Annotated in this window: 19 protein-coding genes; 14 read left to right on the forward strand and 5 right to left on the reverse strand. The window is 72.0% G+C overall.

From position 1 onward, the window contains the following. The first annotated feature begins 196 nt into the window (after positions 1–196). The gene (gene aceE, locus AB0D29_RS31445) at positions 197–2,929 is read left to right on the forward strand and encodes a pyruvate dehydrogenase (acetyl-transferring), homodimeric type (RefSeq protein ID WP_362858884.1); all 2,733 of its coding nucleotides are present in this window, start codon (positions 197–199) and stop codon (positions 2,927–2,929) included. An 81-nt stretch (positions 2,930–3,010) separates the two neighbouring features. Next, positions 3,011–3,892 carry a potassium channel family protein gene (locus AB0D29_RS31450; RefSeq protein ID WP_362858886.1) on the forward strand — a complete coding sequence of 294 codons (882 nt, stop codon included), beginning with the start codon at positions 3,011–3,013 and terminating at the stop codon, positions 3,890–3,892. Here the strand turns inward: AB0D29_RS31450 and AB0D29_RS31455 are convergent. After that, the gene (locus AB0D29_RS31455) at positions 3,873–4,268 is read right to left on the reverse strand and encodes a peptidase inhibitor family I36 protein (protein WP_362806084.1); all 396 of its coding nucleotides are present in this window, start codon (positions 4,266–4,268) and stop codon (positions 3,873–3,875) included. The two genes, AB0D29_RS31450 and AB0D29_RS31455, sit on opposite strands and share 20 nt — an antisense overlap. 394 nt (positions 4,269–4,662) lie before the next feature. Here AB0D29_RS31455 and AB0D29_RS31460 point away from each other — a divergent pair, with 394 nt between their 5' ends. From AB0D29_RS31460 to AB0D29_RS31485, 6 genes are all read left to right on the forward strand, one after another. Continuing rightward, positions 4,663–5,337 (forward strand): TetR family transcriptional regulator, encoded by a 675-nt coding sequence (locus tag AB0D29_RS31460; RefSeq protein WP_362858888.1) that lies wholly within the window; start codon positions 4,663–4,665, stop codon positions 5,335–5,337. 218 nt (positions 5,338–5,555) lie between these two features. Then, positions 5,556–6,695 carry an alpha/beta hydrolase gene (locus AB0D29_RS31465; RefSeq protein ID WP_362858940.1) on the forward strand — a complete coding sequence of 380 codons (1,140 nt, stop codon included), beginning with the start codon at positions 5,556–5,558 and terminating at the stop codon, positions 6,693–6,695. 76 nt (positions 6,696–6,771) lie between these two features. Further along, positions 6,772–7,617 carry a DUF4429 domain-containing protein gene (locus AB0D29_RS31470; protein ID WP_362858890.1) on the forward strand — a complete coding sequence of 282 codons (846 nt, stop codon included), beginning with the start codon at positions 6,772–6,774 and terminating at the stop codon, positions 7,615–7,617. A 130-nt stretch (positions 7,618–7,747) separates the two neighbouring features. Then, the gene (locus tag AB0D29_RS31475) at positions 7,748–8,134 is read left to right on the forward strand and encodes a GntR family transcriptional regulator (RefSeq protein ID WP_362806160.1); all 387 of its coding nucleotides are present in this window, start codon (positions 7,748–7,750) and stop codon (positions 8,132–8,134) included. Next, positions 8,131–9,018, forward strand: coding sequence for an ABC transporter ATP-binding protein (locus AB0D29_RS31480; RefSeq protein ID WP_362858891.1), 888 nt, complete (start codon positions 8,131–8,133; stop codon positions 9,016–9,018). The genes AB0D29_RS31475 and AB0D29_RS31480 overlap by 4 nt, the downstream gene beginning before the upstream one ends. Beyond that, positions 9,015–9,932 (forward strand): ABC transporter permease, encoded by a 918-nt coding sequence (locus AB0D29_RS31485; RefSeq protein WP_362858893.1) that lies wholly within the window; start codon positions 9,015–9,017, stop codon positions 9,930–9,932. Before AB0D29_RS31480 ends, AB0D29_RS31485 begins: the two co-directional genes overlap by 4 nt. Before the next feature lie 4 nt (positions 9,933–9,936). Here AB0D29_RS31485 and AB0D29_RS31490 read toward each other — a convergent pair whose 3' ends face one another. Continuing rightward, complete coding sequence (locus AB0D29_RS31490) at positions 9,937–10,956, reverse strand: aldo/keto reductase (protein ID WP_362858895.1); 1,020 nt, start codon at positions 10,954–10,956, stop codon at positions 9,937–9,939. Continuing rightward, the gene (locus tag AB0D29_RS31495) at positions 10,953–11,336 is read right to left on the reverse strand and encodes a MerR family transcriptional regulator (protein WP_362858896.1); all 384 of its coding nucleotides are present in this window, start codon (positions 11,334–11,336) and stop codon (positions 10,953–10,955) included. Before AB0D29_RS31495 ends, AB0D29_RS31490 begins: the two co-directional genes overlap by 4 nt. A gap of 78 nt (positions 11,337–11,414) precedes the next feature. On the opposite strand from AB0D29_RS31495, the gene AB0D29_RS31500 reads away from it, so the two are divergent. Continuing rightward, positions 11,415–12,233, forward strand: a complete 819-nt coding sequence (locus AB0D29_RS31500; RefSeq protein WP_362858942.1) for a serine hydrolase domain-containing protein — start codon at positions 11,415–11,417, stop codon at positions 12,231–12,233. A gap of 15 nt (positions 12,234–12,248) precedes the next feature. Here AB0D29_RS31500 and AB0D29_RS31505 read toward each other — a convergent pair whose 3' ends face one another. After that, the gene (locus AB0D29_RS31505; RefSeq protein WP_362858897.1) at positions 12,249–12,902 is read right to left on the reverse strand and encodes a pirin family protein; all 654 of its coding nucleotides are present in this window, start codon (positions 12,900–12,902) and stop codon (positions 12,249–12,251) included. A 92-nt stretch (positions 12,903–12,994) separates the two neighbouring features. On the opposite strand from AB0D29_RS31505, the gene AB0D29_RS31510 reads away from it, so the two are divergent. The 5 genes from AB0D29_RS31510 to fabF all read left to right on the forward strand — a co-directional run bounded on the left by AB0D29_RS31510 (position 12,995) and on the right by fabF (position 17,894). After that, positions 12,995–14,212, forward strand: coding sequence for a helix-turn-helix domain-containing protein (locus AB0D29_RS31510; protein WP_362858899.1), 1,218 nt, complete (start codon positions 12,995–12,997; stop codon positions 14,210–14,212). A gap of 89 nt (positions 14,213–14,301) precedes the next feature. Further along, complete coding sequence (locus tag AB0D29_RS31515; RefSeq protein WP_362858901.1) at positions 14,302–15,219, forward strand: ACP S-malonyltransferase; 918 nt, start codon at positions 14,302–14,304, stop codon at positions 15,217–15,219. A gap of 19 nt (positions 15,220–15,238) precedes the next feature. Further along, positions 15,239–16,243, forward strand: a complete 1,005-nt coding sequence (locus tag AB0D29_RS31520; RefSeq protein WP_362858902.1) for a ketoacyl-ACP synthase III — start codon at positions 15,239–15,241, stop codon at positions 16,241–16,243. Positions 16,244–16,300: 57 nt separating this feature from the next. Then, positions 16,301–16,549, forward strand: coding sequence for an acyl carrier protein (locus AB0D29_RS31525; protein ID WP_362858904.1), 249 nt, complete (start codon positions 16,301–16,303; stop codon positions 16,547–16,549). A 79-nt stretch (positions 16,550–16,628) separates the two neighbouring features. Beyond that, positions 16,629–17,894 (forward strand): beta-ketoacyl-ACP synthase II, encoded by a 1,266-nt coding sequence (gene fabF, locus AB0D29_RS31530; protein ID WP_362858905.1) that lies wholly within the window; start codon positions 16,629–16,631, stop codon positions 17,892–17,894. A 66-nt stretch (positions 17,895–17,960) separates the two neighbouring features. Here fabF and AB0D29_RS31535 read toward each other — a convergent pair whose 3' ends face one another. After that, the gene (locus AB0D29_RS31535; RefSeq protein ID WP_351291109.1) at positions 17,961–18,455 is read right to left on the reverse strand and encodes a DUF3145 domain-containing protein; all 495 of its coding nucleotides are present in this window, start codon (positions 18,453–18,455) and stop codon (positions 17,961–17,963) included. Between the last annotated feature and the right edge of the window lie 211 nt (positions 18,456–18,666).

Below are 18,666 nucleotides of genomic sequence, written 5' to 3' on the forward strand. Positions count from 1 at the left end.
CTGTTTGAGCGACGAACGGCCGCACGAAGCGCGTGCCCGGCTCGGGCGTAAGATCGCGGTTTGTCCGGACCCGCCACCGATCTTCCGGCCATTACCCGGTGGTAAAGATGACGATTTCGGTCGAGCGTAAGAGCATGGGAGGCGGTGCCCCCCAGATACGGCTTCAGCACGACTCCCCCGACAGCGAAGGAACAGCGTGGCTTCCGCATCCGATCGCAATCCGATCATCATTGGCGGCCTGCCGAGTCAGGTCCCGGACTTCGATCCGGAGGAGACGCAGGAGTGGCTCGACTCCCTGGACGCAGCGGTCGACGAGCGGGGCCGTGAGCGCGCCCGCTACCTGATGCTGCGGCTGATCGAGCGGGCCCGCGAGAAGCGCGTGGCCGTGCCCGAGATGCGCAGCACGGACTACGTCAACACGATCGCCACCAAGGACGAGCCGTTCTTCCCCGGCAACGAGGAGATCGAGCGCAAGGTCCTCAACGCCACCCGGTGGAACGCGGCCGTGATGGTCTCGCGCGCCCAGCGTCCCGGGATCGGTGTGGGCGGTCACATCGCCACCTTCGCCTCCTCCGCCTCCCTCTACGACGTGGGCTTCAACCACTTCTTCCGGGGCAAGGACGAGGGTGACGGCGGCGACCAGATCTTCTTCCAGGGGCACGCCTCCCCCGGCATCTACGCCCGTGCCTACCTCCTGGACCGGCTCTCCGAGCAGCAGCTCGACGCGTTCCGCCAGGAGAAGTCGAAGGCCCCGTACGGCCTGTCCAGCTACCCGCACCCGCGGCTGATGCCGGACTTCTGGGAGTTCCCGACCGTCTCGATGGGCCTCGGCCCGCTCGGGGCGATCTACCAGGCCCGGATGAACCGGTACATGGAGGCGCGCGGGATCGCGGACACCTCCAAGTCCCACGTTTGGGCGTATCTCGGCGACGGTGAGATGGACGAGCCGGAGTCGCTCGGCCAGCTGTCGATCGCCGCCCGCGAGGGCCTGGACAACCTGACCTTCGTGGTCAACTGCAACCTGCAGCGGCTCGACGGCCCGGTGCGCGGCAACGGCAAGATCATCCAGGAGCTGGAGTCGCAGTTCCGCGGGGCCGGCTGGAACGTCATCAAGCTGATCTGGGACCGGTCCTGGGACCCGCTGCTGGCCCAGGACCGCGACGGCATCCTGGTCAACAAGATGAACTCGACGCCGGACGGGCAGTTCCAGACGTACGCCACGGAGTCGGGCGCGTACATCCGCGAGCACTTCTTCGGTGGTGACCAGCGGCTGCGCGCGATGGTCGAGAACATGACCGACTACCAGATCCAGCACCTGGGCCGCGGCGGGCACGACCACAAGAAGGTGTACGCGGCGTACGCGGCGGCCAAGGCGCACAAGGGCCAGCCGACGGTGATCCTGGCGCAGACGGTCAAGGGCTGGACGCTCGGTCCGAACTTCGAGGGCCGCAACGCGACGCACCAGATGAAGAAGCTGACGGTCGACGACCTCAAGCGCTTCCGCGACCGCCTGCGCATCCCGATCACCGACCAGCAGCTGGAGGGCGGGGCGCCGCCGTACTACCACCCGGGACGCAACTCTCCCGAGATCCAGTACATGCACGACCAGCGCAGCTCGCTGGGTGGCTACGTGCCGACCCGTGTGGTGCGCGCCAAGCCGCTGCAGCTGCCGGGCGACGCGACGTACGCGGCCGCCAGGAAGGGCTCGGGCCAGCAGTCGATCGCGACCACGATGGCCTTCGTCCGCATCCTGAAGGACCTGATGCGGGACAAGGAGATCGGCAAGCGGTTCGTGCTGATCGCGCCCGACGAGTACCGCACCTTCGGCATGGACGCCTTCTTCCCGAGCGCCAAGATCTACAACCCGCTGGGCCAGCAGTACGAGGCGGTCGACCGCGACCTGCTGCTCGCGTACAAGGAGTCGCCGACCGGGCAGATGCTGCACGACGGCATCTCGGAGGCGGGCTGCACGGCCTCGCTGATCGCCGCGGGTTCGGCCTACGCGACGCACGGCGAGCCGCTGATCCCGGTCTACGTCTTCTACTCGATGTTCGGTTTCCAGCGCACGGGTGACCAGTTCTGGCAGATGGCCGACCAGCTGGCGCGCGGTTTCGTCCTCGGCGCGACCGCCGGGCGGACCACCCTGACGGGTGAGGGCCTCCAGCACGCCGACGGCCACTCCCAGCTGCTGGCCTCGACGAACCCGGGCTGCGTGGCGTACGACCCGGCCTACGGCTACGAGATCGCGCACATCGTCAAGGACGGTCTGCGGCGCATGTACGGGCCGGAGGCGGAGGACGTCTTCTACTACCTGACCGTCTACAACGAGCCGATCCAGCACCCGGCCGAGCCGGCGGACGTCGACGTGGACGGCATCCTCAAGGGCATCCACCGGGTGTCCCGGGGCACCTCCGGCATCGTCGGGGCGCAGCTCATGGCCTCGGGCGTGGCGGTGCCGTGGGCGCTGGAGGCGCAGCGGATCCTGGCCGCGGAGTGGAACGTGCGGGCGGACGTCTGGTCGGCGACCTCCTGGAACGAGCTGCGGCGCGAGGCCGTCGAGGTGGAGGAGCACAACCTGCTCCACCCGGAGGAGGAGCAGCGCGTTCCGTACGTGACGCGGAAGCTGGCGGGTGCGGAGGGGCCGTTCGTGGCGGTCTCGGACTGGATGCGGTCGGTTCCGGACCAGATCTCGCGGTGGGTGCCCGGCCCGTACACCTCGCTGGGCGCGGACGGTTTCGGCTTCGCGGACACGCGCGGTGCGGCCCGGCGCTTCTTCCACATCGACGCGCAGTCGGTGGTCCTGGCGACGCTCACCGAGCTCGCGAAGACCGGTCAGGTCGACCGTTCGGTGCTGAAGCAGGCCGTGGACCGCTACCAGCTGCTGGACGTGGCGGCGGCCGACCCGGGCGCGGCGGGCGGGGACGCCTAGCCGTCACGGCCGTCACTCTTGCGTAAGGGGCGCCGGGACACCTGTCCCAGCGCCCCTTACGCGTTCTTTACGATGCTCCGTATGAAGGAACCCTCCCGTCAGCAGGTGTGGGAGCGGCGGAGCCAGACCCCGCTGCTCGTGCTCGCCCTGGCCTTCGCCGTGGCGTACGCCGTGCCGATCGTGGCCCCCGACGCGACCGCGGACGTGCACCGGGCCTGCACCCACGTGGAGTGGCTGGTGTGGGGGGCCTTCGCCCTCGACTACGTGGTCAGGCTCGGGCTCTCGCGGGACCGCCGGCACTTCGTCCGGACCCACTGGCTGGACCTGGCCGCCGTGGTGCTGCCGCTCGTGCAGCCGCTGCGGCTGCTGCGGCTGGTCGCCACGTTGATGCTGGTGGGCCGGCGGGCCCGGATGGCCCCGCAGATCCAGCTGACGACGTACGTGGCCGGGGCGGTCGTGGGGCTGCTGATGTTCGGCTCGCTCGCGGTGCTGAGCGTGGAGCGGGACGCCCCCGACGGCAACATCAAGAACCTGGGCGACGCCGTGTGGTGGTCCTTCACCACGATGACGACGGTCGGGTACGGGGACCACTCGCCCACCACCGGCCTCGGCCGGGTCCTGGCCGTGGGCCTGATGCTGTCGGGGATCGCCCTGCTCGGTGTGGTGACCGCCAACATCGCCGCCTGGTTCATCTCCCGTTTCGAGCGCGACGACCAGGCGGAGCGGCTGCAGCTGGCGGCCCTGCGGGAACTGCGGGAGGAGGTGCGGGCGCTGCGCGGCGAGGTCGCCCGGCTGGGCGGCGCGGCGGCCACGAGCGGGGCCACGGCCCTGCCCGCGCACGCGGCCGCACCCGAGGAGGCGCCCGCGACCGCACCCGCACCCGCACCCGAGGGCGCAGCCACGGCCGCACCCGGCCGGCCGAACGCCCCGGCGCAGCGGGAAGCTACCTCTCCCACACCTTGAACGCCCGCACCTGGTAGGGCGACTGGGGCAGCCAGACCCCGTCGCCCGGGTAGGTCTGGAACTCGCCGGTCTCCGCGCACTCCGCCGACTGGTAGGTGGTCACCGGCCGCCCGGTGCGGTTGGTGAGCGACTGGGCGCTGGTCCCGGCGGGCAGCGCGGTGCAGCTGTTGACGTCCAGGGTGCTCAGCTCGTGGGTCCGCTTGGTGCCCTTGAACTCCGGTTTCGCCCACAGGCACAGCTGGCCCGTCGCGCAGGCCCCGAGGGCCGGCGGGCCCGCGGCCTGGGCCGTGGTGGCCGTACTCGGGATGAGGGCGGTCAGGGCCAGGACGGTCGCGGCCAGGACGGTGGTGACGCGCGTGGTTCCACACGTACGCATGACGGGTCAACTCCTTGTGGACGGCGGGCGCCCGGACCGTTTCCGGGGCCTCGGTGACACCACGCTGACCTGCGGTGACGGGCGGGCGGAAGGGGCGGCGGGCGGGTCCACCCGGATAGGCGACGGCCCCGCCGGAACCGTCCGGCGGGGCCTTCGTACGTACGGAGTTGACGCTTCCGGGAGCCGTCGGCGCGGGCCCGCGCCCGCCCCGGCGGGGCCGGACGCCCCGGCGGCGGCCGACCCGAACGTGTCATGCGCGGCCGCTCGCGCACCGGGCCCGGGAGGCCGGCGGACCCTTCGGCGGGCCCTTCGCAAACGGCTTAACGTGACGGCCGCCGCCCCGCCCGTCACAGGTACTCTGACCGCCCACTCGGCGTCGGAAAGGAGCCCCGGAGTGACGATCGACGAGCGGTCGGCGCCGGCCGCGCCGGTGCCCGGACTGCGCGAGCGCAAGAAGCGCCGCACCAGGGACGCCCTGCTGCGCGCCGCGCTCCTGCTCTTCCTCTCCCAGGGGTACGAGCGGACCACCGTCGACGAGATCACCGACGCCGTGGACGTGTCCCAGCGCACCTTCTTCCGCTACTTCGCCAACAAGGAAGAGGTCGTCTTCGCCGTCCAGGACCTGACGGAGGCGCACTTCGTCGCCTCCCTGCACGCCCGGCCGGCCGGCGAGGGCCCCCTCGAGGCCATGCGGGGCGCGGTGCTCGCCGCCTGGGACACCGTCGAGGAGGCCCTCGCCGACGTGGTCCCCGTCGACCTCTACATGCGCAGCTACCGGCTGATCGAGTGCACCCCGGCCCTGCTGGCGGTGCACCTGCGGCGCTCCACCGAGCTGGAGGAACGGATCTCCCGGCTGATCGCCGCCCGCGAGGGCCTGGACGTGGACGCCGATCCGCGGCCGCGGGTGGCCGTCGCCGCGTTCTGTGGCGTGATGCGGCTCACCGGGCGGCTCTGGGGGCAGGGCGAGGACACCAGCGTGGACGCGATCCGGCGGCTGACGGAGACCTACCTCGACCGCATCGGCCCGTCCCTGGCCGCGAGCTGGCGCATGCAGGCGGCGGGGGCCTGATCGGCAGGACACTCCGGGGAGTTGTAGCGGATCACCCGCGTTCCGTAAGGGGTCCCACGCTTGGCCGTGAGTCCTGTCACCCGGGGCGCCACGGCCGGTGGAGGTCTCCTACGCTGGTCCCAGTGAATCTGTCCGGCCTCGCCCACTCCCCCGTTCCCGGCGCCGACCCGCGCCCTGCCGCCCTGCGCGCCCTGCTCGCGCTGGCGGTGGTCTTCATCATGCTGGCGACCACCGGCTGGACGGCCGTGCACCGGCCGGAGGGGGGCACCCCGCTGCGGGCCGCCGCGCTCCAGGCCTGGGCCAAGGCGCGGATCGACGGCCGTCCGGTGCCGTCCGCCGACGCCCCCGTGCGGACGGTGGCCCGCTTCTTCGCGGGCCTGGACGGGGCCCAGCGGGCCCGGCTCGCCGACGGCTACCCCTTCGTCGTGGGCAATCTCGACGGGGCCCCCGCCGCCACCCGCTACCGGGCGAACCAGCACGGCCTGGAGCAGGCCCGCCGGGTCGAGGAGGCCCGCAGCCGCGACGTGGCCCTGACCCCGGCCGACCGGGCGGAGGCCGGCCGCCGCTCCCACCGCTTCGCCTCGCTCGCCGACCCCGGCCGGCAGATCCTCACCTTCGATCCCAGCGGCGGCGGCCGCGTGGCCGAGGTCTTCGGTGACCTCGACCGGGCCCGCCGGGTCTCGGTGATCGTGCCCGGTGTGGACACCGACGCCCTCACCTTCGAGCGCACCCAGCGCCGCCTGACCTCCCCCGTCGGCATGGCCGAGTCCTTGTACGAGAGCCAGCGCGCGGCCGCGCCGGGCGGCCGGACGGCGGTCATCGCCTGGGCCGGCTACACCGCGCCCGCCGGGGTCGGCGTGGACGCCGCCACGGGCCGCATGGCCGTCGACGGCGCGGTCCGGCTGAAGGCGCTGACCACCTCCCTGCCCGGGAACTCGGGCGTGGCGCTGTTCTGTCACAGCTACGGATCGGTGGTGTGCGGGGTCGCCGCGCACGAGCTGCCGGAGCGGGTGACGGACGTGGTGGTGGCGGGCAGCCCCGGGATGCGCGTGGAGAACGTCGAGGGGCTGCACACCTCGGCGCGGGTCTGGGCGACGCGTGACGAGGGCGACTGGATCGCGGACGTACCGCACCTGGAGGTCGGCGGGGTGGGCCACGGCGCCGATCCGGTGTCCCCGGAGTTCGGGGCGCGGCTGCTGTCCTCGGCCCGGGCCAAGAGCCACACCGGCTATTTCGCGCCAGGAACGGACTCGGTGGAGAACTTCGCCAAGATCGGAACCGGCGCGTTCGGTTCCGTTGTCTGCGCGAGCGGGGACGACGCCTGCCGGCGCGGAATTTCCGGGACAGACGCGGACTGACGCGCGTAGAGGGGCGGAAAACGGGCTCCGCACCGAGGGGGGACGCGCGGGGGCGCCGCCCTTTACGATGTGCCGCATGGGTGACGTACTGGCCGGAAATCATGCCGCCTGGGAGTTCGACTCGGACTCGGTGCTCATCCGCTTCGCACGGGGGATCAGAACGCCGAGACTGCCGAGACTCCTGCACGCCCTCGGCTCGCGCCGGATCCCCCTCGAAGCGGTCTCCGAGGTGACCGTGAGCGCCGGGAAGCGGGACACGGTGGTGCTGCGCGCCGTGCCGCGGCCGGGCGCGGATCCGCTGATGGAGGCCGCCGCCGGGCAGCTGAAGGAGAACTGCGATCCGTACCGGCTGGTGCTGCCGGGCGACCGGGCGCCGCAGGCGGCCGCGTTCGCGGACGCCCTGCGCTCGCGGCTGGGGCCGGACGCCGGCGAGCCGGCCGACCACTTCCTGGTCGACGTACCGCCGCCGCCGGTCCAGCTGAAGGCGTTCGACGCCCGGGTGGGCTTCGACGGCTCGGCGGTCACCTTCCACTGGTCCCGCACCGGCGCCACCAGCACCAAGTGGAAGGCGGGCGACCAGCACGTCCCGCTGGCCTCGCTCACCGGCGTCGAGTGGTGCTCCCCGGAGGGCCCGGGCGGCCACCTGCGGCTCCTCGTACGGGACACGCCCTCCGATCCGCGCCCGGACCACGACCTGGCGGCGGCCGTCTTCGGCGTGGGCTACGGGGCGGTCCACGAGTCGCTGCCGTTCGCGGCCGCCGTCCTGGCCGCGGTGCGCGGCCGCGCCCGGGTCGCCGCCGTGAGCTCCGTCCCGGCGGCGCGCACCGGCGGCGACCGCCTGCGGCACCTGGACGAACTGCACAGCGCCGGACTCCTCACGGACGCCGAGTACGTGGCCCTGCTGGACCGCTTCCGGGCCTAGGTCGGGGGAAATGCCCCCGGGGCCCGTCCGGGCGACCGGCTGCTCCAACACGCCGGTCAGCGGCGGACGTTGACATGGTCCGCCGCGTGCAGCACCCTTTCACTACTTGACTAGTGAAAGGGTGCTGCACGTGCTGGAGTACCGCATCGACCGGCGCAGCGGCATGGCCACCTACCTGCAGATCGTCCACCAGACGAAGCAGGCCCTCCGCCTGGGGCTGCTCGAACCGGGCGACAAGCTGCCCACCGCGCGCGAGGTCGTCGAGGCGACGGCCATCAACCCGAACACGGTGCTCAAGGCCTACCGGGAGCTGGAGCGCGAGGGCCTCGTGGAGGCCCGGCGGGGCATGGGCACCTTCGTGCGGAGGTCCCTGGGCAGCGCACCGGCCGACTCCCCGCTGCGGGAGGAACTGGCCGACTGGGCGCGGCGCGCGCACGCCGCCGGGCTGGAACGGGACGACGTGGCCGCGCTCTTCACATCCGTACTGGACCAACACTTCAAGGGGGAAGACGCGTGACGGACGATCCGGTGATCGAGGCCTCGGGGCTCGGCGTGCGCTACGGACGGCGGCGCGGGTGGGCCCTGCGCGACTGCTCCTTCCGGTTACCCGCCCGGCGGGTCTGCGCGCTCGTGGGCCACAACGGAGCGGGCAAGTCCACCCTGCTGGCGCTCGCGGCGGGACTGCTGCGGCCGACCGAGGGAAGCATCGCCGCGCCGCCGCGCGAGGAGACGGCCTACGTGGGCCAGGACAAACCCCTCTACCCGCAGCTGACCGTCGACGAGACCCTGCGCATGGGCCGCGAGCTCAACCCCGCCCGCTGGGACGCGCGGTGCGCGGAGCGGATCGTCGAGGAGGGCGGACTCGACCGCGCCGCCCGGGTCCGCACCCTCTCGGGCGGCCAGCGCACCCGGCTCGCCCTGGCCCTCGCCCTCGGAAAGCGCCCCGGCCTGCTCCTGCTGGACGAGCCGATGGCCGATCTCGACCCGCTCGCCCGGCACCGGCTCATGGGGACGCTGATGGCCGACGCCGCCGAGAACGGCACCTCCGTCGTGATGTCCTCGCACATCCTGACCGAGCTGGAGGGCGCCTGCGACCACCTCCTGCTCGTCGACGGCGGTCGGATCCGCCTCTCCGGCCCGGCGGACGAGATCGTCGCGGCCCACCGCCTGCTCACCGGGCCCGCCACGGCCCTCACCGACCTCGCCGCGCACACCGTCGTCGAGTCCCGCACGGTGGGCCGCCGGCTCACGGCGCTCGCGAGGCCGCGCGGTCCGCTCGACACGGACACCTGGCAGACGGCCCACCCGTCCCTGGAGGAGGTCCTGCTCGCCCACCTGCGCTCTCCCGACGCCCCGGACCTCGCCATCCGTCCCTTCGCCACCGAAGGAGTGGAAGCATGAGCGTCCTGACCCTGAAGGGCCCGCGCTGGGTCACGGTCCGCCAGCACCGGCGCGCCCTGTGGGCGCTGCCCGCCGCCGTCGCCGTGAGCCTCGCCGTCGTCGTCGCGCTGCGCTGGTGGGCGGGCAACCCGGCCGGCCTGCTCTGGAACGTCCCGGACGGCCCGCTGCGGGTGGGGATGGAGTACGCCGGCACGGCGATGCTGTTCCTGCCCCTGCTGCTGGGGGCCTTCGTCGCCGGGCCGATGATCGCCCGCGAGCTGGAGAGCGGCACCTACCGCCTCGCCCTGACCCAGTCGACGACACCGAGGTCCTGGCTCGCCTCGAAGATCACGGTGGCCGCCGTGGCCGCGGTGGCCGGCTCGGCCGCGCTGGCCGGGGTCTACCGCATCGGCTGGGCCCCGCTCGACGGCACGCACCAGTTCGCCTGGGCGGACCGGGGACCGTACGAAGCGCTCGGCACCGTGCTCGTCGCGTACTGCCTGCTGGGCGTGGCCGTCGGGGCCCTCGTCGGCCAGCTCGTACCGCGCACGCTCGCCGCCATGGCGGTCACCGGGCTCGTCACCGGCCTGGTGATGGCGCTGCTGGGCGCACTGCGGTGGTCCTTCCTGCCCGTACGCACCCTCACCACGTCGGTGGTCGGGCACGGGGTACCGATGCCGCCGGGGGACGCGTTCATGATGGACTCCGGACTCACCACGGCCGCGGGCGGGCGCCTGCCCGAGTGGACCTGCTTCGCACGCTCCGGCCGCCTCGACGTGTGCCCCGAAGACCTGAACGTGACCGGGTGGTACGTCGATTACCACCCGGCCACGCACTACTGGCCGACCCAGTCCATCGAAACGGCGGTGGTCCTGGCCCTGGCCGCGCTCGCCCTCTGGGCCGCCTTCGCGGTCCTGCGCGCCCGCCACCGCTGAGCCGTCAGCCCTCGCGGGCTTCCGAGGTCGCGCTCATGTCCGGGTAGCGGTCGCCCGCGACCTGGGTGGCGATGGGCTCCAGGCGGGCCAGCTGCGCCGGCGTGAGCGTGATCCGGGTCGCGGCGGTGTTCTCGCGCAGCCGGCCCGGCTTGCGGGTGCCCGGGATGGGGACCACGGTCAGCCCGTGCACCGTCGCCCGCTGCTGCACCCAGGCCAGGGCGATCTGCGCCGGGGTCGCCCCCAGCTCCTCGGCGATCTCCCGGACCGGGGCCAGCAGCGCCGCGTTCGTCTTCGCGTTCTCGCCGCTGAACCGCGGCTGGTGGCGGCGGAAGTCGTCCTGCGACAGCTCCGCGGTGGCGTCCGCGAAGGACCCGGTCAGGAAGCCCCGGCCGAGCGGGGAGTACGGCACCAGCGCCACACCCAGCTCCGCCGCGGCGCCCATCGCGCTGCGCTCCACGCTCCGGCTGAAGAGCGACCACTCCGACTGGAGGGCCGTGATCGGGTGCACGGCGTGCGCCTCGCGCAGTTCGGCGCCGGTGACCTCGCTGAGCCCGAGGTGGCGCACCTTCCCCTCCCGCACCAGCTCCGCCATGGCGCCGACCGACTCGGCGAACGGCACGGCGGGATCGCGCCGGTGCATGTAGTAGAGGTCGATGACGTCCGTGCCGAGGCGGCGCAGGCTGTCCTCGACGGCCCGGCGCAGGTACGGGCGGTCGTTGCGCACGCCCCGGTAGGCGGGGTCGTCGGTGCGCTCTATGGCGAACTTCGTCGCCAGGGTGATCTCGTCGCGGTGCGCGGCCACGAACGGGGCGAGGAACTCCTCGTTCTTCCCCCGCCCGTACACGTCCGCGGTGTCGAAGAGGGTGACCCCGGCGGCCAGCGCCGCGTCCAGGGTCTCGCGGGCGGCGACCTCGTCCGTGGACCCGTAGAACTCGCTCATGCCCATGCAGCCGAGGCCCTGGACGCCGACCAGCGGGCCGCCCTTGCCGAGCTCGACCTGGTCGATCTTCGTGGCTTCCGTCATGGCTGTGCCTTCCCCGAGTAGATGCCGATCTTGTAGTCCAGTACGGCCAGTGCGTCCGTGAGTTCCGAGATGCGTGCCCGCACCTCGTGCCGCGTCCGCTCCAGCAGCTCGCGGCGCTCCCCGACGGTGTGCCCGCCCTCGCGGACCAGTTCGGCGTACCGGACCATGTCCGCCACCGACATCCCCGTGGCGCGCAGCTTGCCCACGAAGGCCAGCCAGTCCAGGTCCTTGTCGGTGAAGCGCCGCTGTCCCGAGTGGGAGCGGTCCACGTGCGGCATCAGGCCGATCCGCTCGTACCAGCGCAGGGTGTGCTGGGTCAGACCGGTCCGGGCCTCGACCTCGCTGATCGTGTACCGCGTCTGCATCAGGCTCTGGCTCATGGCTCCACGCTAAAACCCTGGAGTGCACTCCAAGCAAGTAGGCTCGGCCGCATGGAGAGCATGGAGGCCGTCAACGGCATGGAAAGCCTGCGGATCATCGACACCTGGCCGGTGGACACGGCCGCGGCGGCCGTCGTACGCGCCGACGGGAGCCTCGCCGGCGCCCACGGGCCCGTCGACCACCGTTTCGCGCTGGCCTCCGTGACCAAGCCGCTCGCCGCGTACGCCGCCCTCGTCGCGTACGAGGAAGGCGCGATCGAGCTGGACGAACCGGCCGGCCCCGAGGGGTCGACGGTCCGTCACCTGCTCGCGCACACCAGCGGCCTGGCCTTCGACGAGCACCGGGTGTCGGCCCCGCCCGGGGAACGCCGGCTGTACTCCAACGCCGGTTTCGAGGTGCTCGGCGACCACATCGCCAAGGCCACCGGCATCCCCTTCGCGGAGTACGTGCACCAGGCGGTCTTCGAGCCGCTGGGCATGGCGCGGACCACCCTGGAGGGCTCGCCGGCCAAGGACGGCGTCTCCACCGTGTCCGACCTGGTGCGCTTCGCCGCCGAGCTGCAGGCGCCCCGGCTGCTCGACGTCCGTACGGTCGCCGCGGCCACCTCCGTCGTGCACCCCGGGCTCAAGGGCGTCCTGCCGGGGTACGGGCACCAGTCCCCCAACGACTGGGGCCTCGGCCTGGAGATCCGCGACGGCAAGTCCCCGCACTGGACGGGCCTGTCCTCCTCGCCCCGCACCTTCGGCCACTTCGGTCAGGCCGGCACCTTCCTGTGGGTGGACCCGGACGCGCGCGCCGCGTGCGTGGCGCTGACGGACCGCGCCTTCGGCCCGTGGGCCGTGGCCGCCTGGACCCCGTTCACGGACGCGGTCCTGGCCGGACTGCGCTCGGCCTGATCGGCCGGACTCCCTCTAGGGCAGTTCCCAGATCAGCAGTTCCCCCGGGGACCCGGCGGTGATCTCCAGGTCCCGCTCGGCGGTGATCCGCACCGAGTCCCCGGGGCCCAGCTCCTCCCCGTCCAGGCGCAGGTCCCCGCGCACCACGTGCAGGTACACCCGCTCCGCCGCCGGCACGGCCACCCGCTCGCCCGCGCCGGGCCGCCGCACGTGCAGGACGGCGCCGGCCGCGGGGACCTCGTAAGGGGTGTCGTCGGCGATGCCGCGGACCACCTCGTACGAGGGTTCGCCGCCCGCGGCGAGGGGGGCGAGCCACATCTGCACGAAGCGCAGCCGCCCGGCGCCGTCGTTGCGCTCCACGTGCCGCGCGCCGGATCCGGCGCTGAGCCGCTGTACGTCCCCGGCCCGGACCACGCCCTTCTCGCCGGTGCTGTCCTGGTGGGTGAGCTCGCCCTCGAAGACCCAGGTCACGATCTCGGTGTGACTGTGCGGGTGCTCGTCGAATCCGGCGCCCGCGGCGAGGACCTCCTCGTTGCAGGCCAGGACGGGGCCGAAGCGCAGGTTGTCCGGGTCGTAGAACGAGCCGAAGGAGAAGGCGTGCCGGGTGGTGATCCCGGCGGCAAGGTCCCCGCCCTCGTACCGGTCGGCGCCTCGGCGTACATCAATCATGGGGGCCACGGTAGACCCGATCTCGGGACGGGTCGTGGTCACCGGACGGGACCGGACTCCGCGCACCCGTCCCGATAAGGCAGTCTTGTCACGTGCCTCAACCCGAACGTGAGCATTCGCCCGCCACACACGCCGCGCATCCCGCTCCCGCCCATCCGCACACCGCGACGTTGCGCCGACTGGAGAAGTCCTCCGGCCGGCTCGCCGCCAACGCGATCGCGCGCATGGACGAGACCCTGCCGTGGTACCGGGCGATGCCCCCCGAGAACCGGTCCTGGATCGGCCTGGTCGCGCAGGCCGGCATCGCCGCGTTCACCGAGTGGTTCCGGCACCCGGAGACCCCGCAGGCGATCTCGACCGACGTGTTCGGGACGGCTCCGCGCGAGCTGACCCGGGCGATCACCCTGCGCCAGACCGTCGAGATGGTCCGCACCACGATCGAGGTCATGGAGACCGCGATCGAGGAGGTGGCGGCGCCGGGCGACGAGCAGATCCTGCGCGAGGCGCTGCTCGTGTACGCCCGGGAGATCGCCTTCGCGACGGCCCAGGTGTACGCGCAGGCCGCCGAGGCGCGCGGGGCGTGGGACGCCCGGCTGGAGTCCCTGGTCGTCAACGCGGTGCTGTCCGGCGAGGCCGACGAGGGGGCGCTGTCCCGGGCGGCGGCGCTGGGCTGGAACTCCCCCGAGCACGTGTGCGTGGTGCTCGGCACCGCTCCGGAGGGGGACAGCGAGCTGACGGTGGAGGCGATCCGCCGTGCGGCCCGCCACCACAAGCTGCAGGTCCTCACCGGGGTGCTCGGTGACCGGCTGGTCGTCATCGCGGGCGGCAGCGACAACCCGATTCAGGTGGCGAAGTCGCTGATCGGGCCGTTCGCGGCCGGCCCGGTGGTGGCCGGCCCGGTGGTGTCCGACCTGTTGAACGCGACGAAGTCGGCGCAGGCCGCGGCGGCCGGGCTGAAGGCCTGCACGGCGTGGCAGGACGCCCCGCGGCCGGTCCTGGCGGACGATCTCCTGCCGGAACGCGCGATCGCCTCCGATCCCGCTGCCAGGGAACAGCTGGTGGAGGAGATCTACAGACCACTGGAAGAGGCCGGGTCGGCGCTGCTGGAGACGCTGAGCGTCTACCTGGAGCAGGCGAGCAGCCTCGAAGGGGCGGCGCGGATGCTCTTCGTGCACCCCAACACGGTGCGCTACCGGCTACGACGTGTGACCGACGTCACCGGATGGTCGCCTTCGGATGTCCGCTCGGCGTTCACCCTGCGAATCGCCCTGATTCTGGGGCGTCTGGCCGACGGCGATCTCCAGTCCTAGACTTTTGTCGGACATCAACAATTACCCCGACGGTTCTTCGTCCCTGTCCCCACGGGCGGCAGGGACCATCCACAAGAGAGAGTGTGAGGGTGCTCGTACTCGTCGCTCCCGGCCAAGGCGCTCAGACGCCCGGCTTCCTGACTCCCTGGCTCGACCTTCCCGGTGCCGCTGACCGCGTCGCCGCCTGGTCGGATGCCATCGGGCTGGACCTTGCCCACTACGGCACGAACGCTGACGCCGAAGAGATCCGCGACACGGCCGTGGCCCAGCCCCTGCTGGTCGCCGCGGGCCTGCTGTCCGCCTCGGCGCTGCCCGCTTCCCTGTCCTTCGGCGCCGTCGCCGGCCACAGCGTCGGTGAGATCACCGCCGCCGCCTACGCCGGCGTCCTGTCCGAGGCCGACGCACTGTCGTTCGTCCGGACCCGCGGTCTCGGCATGGCCGAGGCGGCCGCCGTCACCGAGACCGGCATGGCCGCCGTCCTCGGCGGCGAGCTCGACGTGGTCGTCGCGCACCTGGAGAAGCTGGGTCTGACCCCGGCCAACATCAACGGTGCGGGCCAGATCGTGGCCGCCGGCACGATGGAGCAGATCGAGGCCCTGCAGGCCGAGAAGCCCGAAGGCTCCATGAAGGTCGTCGCCCTCAAGGTCGCGGGCGCCTTCCACACGCACCACATGGCCCCCGCGGTGGCCACGCTGGAGAAGGCCGCCGAGGCCCTCTCCCCGGCGGACCCGGTGCTGAAGTACGTCTCGAACAAGGACGGCCTTGTCGTCACCTCGGGCGCCGACGTCGTCGCCCGCCTGGTCGGCCAGGTCGCGAACCCGGTCCGCTGGGACCTGTGCATGGAGACGTTCGCCGAACTGGGCGTCACGGGGATCATCGAGCTCTGCCCCGGTGGCACCCTGACGGGTCTGGCCAAGCGCGCGCTGAAGGGCGTACCGAGCGTGGCGCTGAAGACCCCGGACGATCTCGACAAGGCCGCGGCGCTCGTCGCCGAACTGACGGCCTGAGAGAAGGAGCCCACACAGCATGTCCAAGATCAAGCCGGCCAAGGGCTCCCCGTACGCCCGCATCCTCGGTGTCGGCGGCTACCGCCCGATCCGCGTGGTGCCCAACGAGGTCATCCTCGAGACCATCGACTCGTCCGACGAGTGGATCCGCTCCCGCTCGGGCATCGCGACCCGCCACTGGGCCTCGCCCGAGGAGACGGTCGCCGCGATGTCGGTGGAGGCTTCGGGGAAGGCGCTGGCCGATGCCGGCGTCGCCCCCGAGCAGATCGGTGCCGTGATCGTCTCGACGGTCTCGCACTTCAAGCAGACCCCGGCCGTCGCGACCGAGATCGCGCACCGGATCGGCGCGGTCAAGCCCGCCGCCTTCGACATCTCCGCTGGCTGTGCCGGTTTCGGCTACGGTCTGACCCTGGCCAAGGGCATGGTGGTGGAGGGGTCGGCGGAGTACGTCCTCGTCATCGGCGTGGAGCGGCTCTCGGACCTGACGGACCTGGAGGACCGCGCGACGGCCTTCCTGTTCGGCGACGGCGCCGGCGCCGTGGTCGTCGGCCCCTCGGCCGAGCCGGCCATCGGCCCCACGGTGTGGGGTTCGGAGGGCGACAAGTCCGACACGATCAAGCAGACCGTGCCGTGGGACGAGTTCCGCACCACGGACACCGCCGAGAAGTTCCCGGCCATCACGCAGGAGGGTCAGGCGGTCTTCCGCTGGGCCGTCTTCGAGATGGCCAAGGTGGCCCAGCAGGCGCTCGACGCCGCCGGGATCACCGCGGATGACCTGGACGTCTTCATTCCGCACCAGGCGAACATGCGGATCATCGACTCGATGGTGAAGACTCTGAAGCTGCCGGAGCACGTCACGGTCGCCCGTGACGTGGAGACCACCGGCAACACCTCGGCCGCCTCGATCCCGCTCGCTATGGAGCGGCTCCTGGCGACCGGAGCGGCGAAGAGCGGCGACACCGCGCTCGTCATCGGCTTCGGGGCGGGACTCGTCTACGCCGCGACGGTCGTTACCCTCCCCTAGGGCCGGGATCCACATCCCGCCCTGTTCCACCCCAGTTAGCTATAGAAGGAGCGCCACATGGCCGCCACGCAGGCAGAGATCGTCGCGGGTCTCGCGGAGATCGTCAACGAGATCGCCGGTATCCCCACCGAGGACGTCGCGATCGAGAAGTCCTTCACCGACGACCTGGACGTCGACTCGCTCTCCATGGTCGAGGTCGTCGTCGCCGCCGAAGAGCGCTTCGAGGTCAAGATCCCGGACGAGGACGTCAAGAACCTCAAGACGGTCGGCGACGCCGCGGACTACATCCTGAAGAACCAGGCCTGAGCCTGACGAGCGTTTGTCGCCACCTGGCGGTGGCGCCGTGACAATTCAGCACCCCCTGAGACGTGGAGAAAGAATTCCTGTGAGCCCGACCAATCGCACCGTGGTCGTCACCGGTATCGGCGCAACCACTCCGCTGGGTGGCGACAGCGCTTCGACCTGGGAAGGTCTGCTTGCCGGCCGTTCCGGCGTGACGCCCCTGGAGGGCGAGCGCTTCGCCGAACTCCCGGTACGCATCGCCGCCCGTGCCGCCGTGGACCCGAGCGAGGTCCTGCCCCGGCCGCTGGCCCGCAAGCTCGACCGCTCGGCGCAGTTCGCCGTCATCGCGGCGCGCGAGGCGTGGGCCGACGCCGGCTACACCGCCCCGGCCGGCGAGGACGCGCAGATCGCGCCCGAGCGCCTGGGCACCGTGATCGCCTCCGGTATCGGCGGTGTCACCACCCTGCTCGACCAGTACGACGTACTGAAGGAAAAGGGCGTGCGCCGGGTCTCCCCGCACACCGTCCCCATGCTCATGCCGAACGGCCCGTCGGCCAACGTCGGCCTGGAGGTCAACGCCCAGGCGGGCGTGCACACTCCGGTCAGCGCCTGCGCCTCCGGGGCCGAGGCCATCGGCTACGCCGTCGAGATGATCCGTACCGGCCGTGCCGACGTGGTCGTCGCGGGCGGCACCGAGGCGGCGATCCACCCGCTGCCGATCGCCGCGTTCGCCAACATGATGGCGATGTCCAAGAACAACGAGAACCCCGAGCAGGCCTCCCGTCCGTACGACAAGGGCCGTGACGGCTTCGTACTGGGCGAGGGCGCGGGCGTCGTCATCCTGGAGTCCGCCGAGCACGCCGCCGCGCGCGGCGCCCGGGTCTACTGCGAGGTGCTGGGCCAGGGTCTGTCCGCGGACAGCCACCACATCGCGCAGCCGGAGCCGACCGGCCGCGGTGTCGCGGCCGCGGTGCAGAACCTGCTCGACAACACGGGCCTCGACCCGGCCGAGCTGGTCCACCTGAACGCGCACGCCACGTCGACCCCGCAGGGTGACACGGCCGAGCTGAAGGCCCTGCGCAAGGTGCTGGGCGACGACCTCGACCACATCGCGATCTCCGCGACCAAGTCGATGACCGGTCACCTGCTGGGCGGCGCGGGCGGTATCGAGACCGTCGCGACCGTGCTGGCGCTCTACAACCGGCTGGCCCCGCCGACGATCAACGTCGACGAGCTCGACGAGGACATCGACGCGGACATCGTGCGCGGCGAGCCCCGCAAGCTGCCGGCCGACGGCCCGATCTCCGCGATCAACAACTCCTTCGGCTTCGGCGGCCACAACGTCACCCTGGCGTTCCGCACCGTCTGATCCCGTACGCACGACGAAGGGCCCCGCACAGCCACTGCTGTGCGGGGCCCTTCGCGTCGTACGGGGTCAGACCACCTGGTGGAGCCAGCGGACGGGCGCGCCCTCGCCCGCGTAGCGGAAGGGCTCCAGTTCGTCGTCCCAGGGCTTGCCGAGCAGTTTGGCGATCTCCGCCTCCAGGTCGGTCTCGCCGCGCGCGGACCGGGCGAGGGCGGCGCGCAGCCGGTCCTCCGGGATCAGGATGTCGCCGTGGATGCCGGTGACGGCGTGGAAGATGCCGAGCTCCGGGGTGGAGCTGTAGCGCTCGCCCTCGGCGTTCGGACAGGGCTCCGCGGTCACCTCGAAGCGCAGCAGGTGCCAGCCGCGCAGCGCGGAGGCGAGTTTCGAGGCGGTGCCCGCTTCGGCCTGCCAGGAGAACTCGGCTCTCCAGGTGCCCGGGGAGGCGGGCTGCCTGATCCAGTCGAGGTTCACCCGCACCCCGAGCACGCCCGCAACAGCCCATTCCACATGCGGGCAGAGCGCGCGCGGTGCGGAATGCACGTACAGAACTCCACGTGTCGTCACCGGGACCTCCAGTGGTGGACGAGGTCGGGAATAAACTCCAGAAAACGGACAGTATGTGACGTGATGTAATGTAACGGAAATTATTTGACATTGCGCAACGGGACCTGCGGCCGAAACGCCACGGGAAAAAGCTACCGTGCGCCAGGGGTCATGGTGTGACGTACGGTCGCTCCGAGACCCGTAAACACAGAGCTTTCACTCAGCAGGACCC

Origin of the sequence: Streptomyces sp. NPDC048424, assembly GCF_040651555.1 — a bacterium.
Lineage (GTDB): Bacteria > Actinomycetota > Actinomycetes > Streptomycetales > Streptomycetaceae > Streptomyces.

Coding starts and splice junctions, on each gene's coding strand:
- AB0D29_RS31470 (WP_362858890.1), top strand. CDS start 6,772: ATGGGTGACGTACTGGCCGGAAATCATGCCGCCTGGGAGTTCGACTCG.
- AB0D29_RS31465 (WP_362858940.1), top strand. CDS start 5,556: ATGCTGGCGACCACCGGCTGGACGGCCGTGCACCGGCCGGAGGGGGGC.
- AB0D29_RS31485 (WP_362858893.1), top strand. CDS start 9,015: ATGAGCGTCCTGACCCTGAAGGGCCCGCGCTGGGTCACGGTCCGCCAG.
- AB0D29_RS31525 (WP_362858904.1), top strand. CDS start 16,301: ATGGCCGCCACGCAGGCAGAGATCGTCGCGGGTCTCGCGGAGATCGTC.
- AB0D29_RS31455 (WP_362806084.1), bottom strand. CDS start 4,268: ATGCGTACGTGTGGAACCACGCGCGTCACCACCGTCCTGGCCGCGACC.
- AB0D29_RS31505 (WP_362858897.1), bottom strand. CDS start 12,902: ATGATTGATGTACGCCGAGGCGCCGACCGGTACGAGGGCGGGGACCTT.
- AB0D29_RS31495 (WP_362858896.1), bottom strand. CDS start 11,336: ATGAGCCAGAGCCTGATGCAGACGCGGTACACGATCAGCGAGGTCGAG.
- AB0D29_RS31500 (WP_362858942.1), top strand. CDS start 11,415: ATGGAAAGCCTGCGGATCATCGACACCTGGCCGGTGGACACGGCCGCG.
- AB0D29_RS31490 (WP_362858895.1), bottom strand. CDS start 10,956: ATGACGGAAGCCACGAAGATCGACCAGGTCGAGCTCGGCAAGGGCGGC.
- AB0D29_RS31450 (WP_362858886.1), top strand. CDS start 3,011: ATGAAGGAACCCTCCCGTCAGCAGGTGTGGGAGCGGCGGAGCCAGACC.
- AB0D29_RS31520 (WP_362858902.1), top strand. CDS start 15,239: ATGTCCAAGATCAAGCCGGCCAAGGGCTCCCCGTACGCCCGCATCCTC.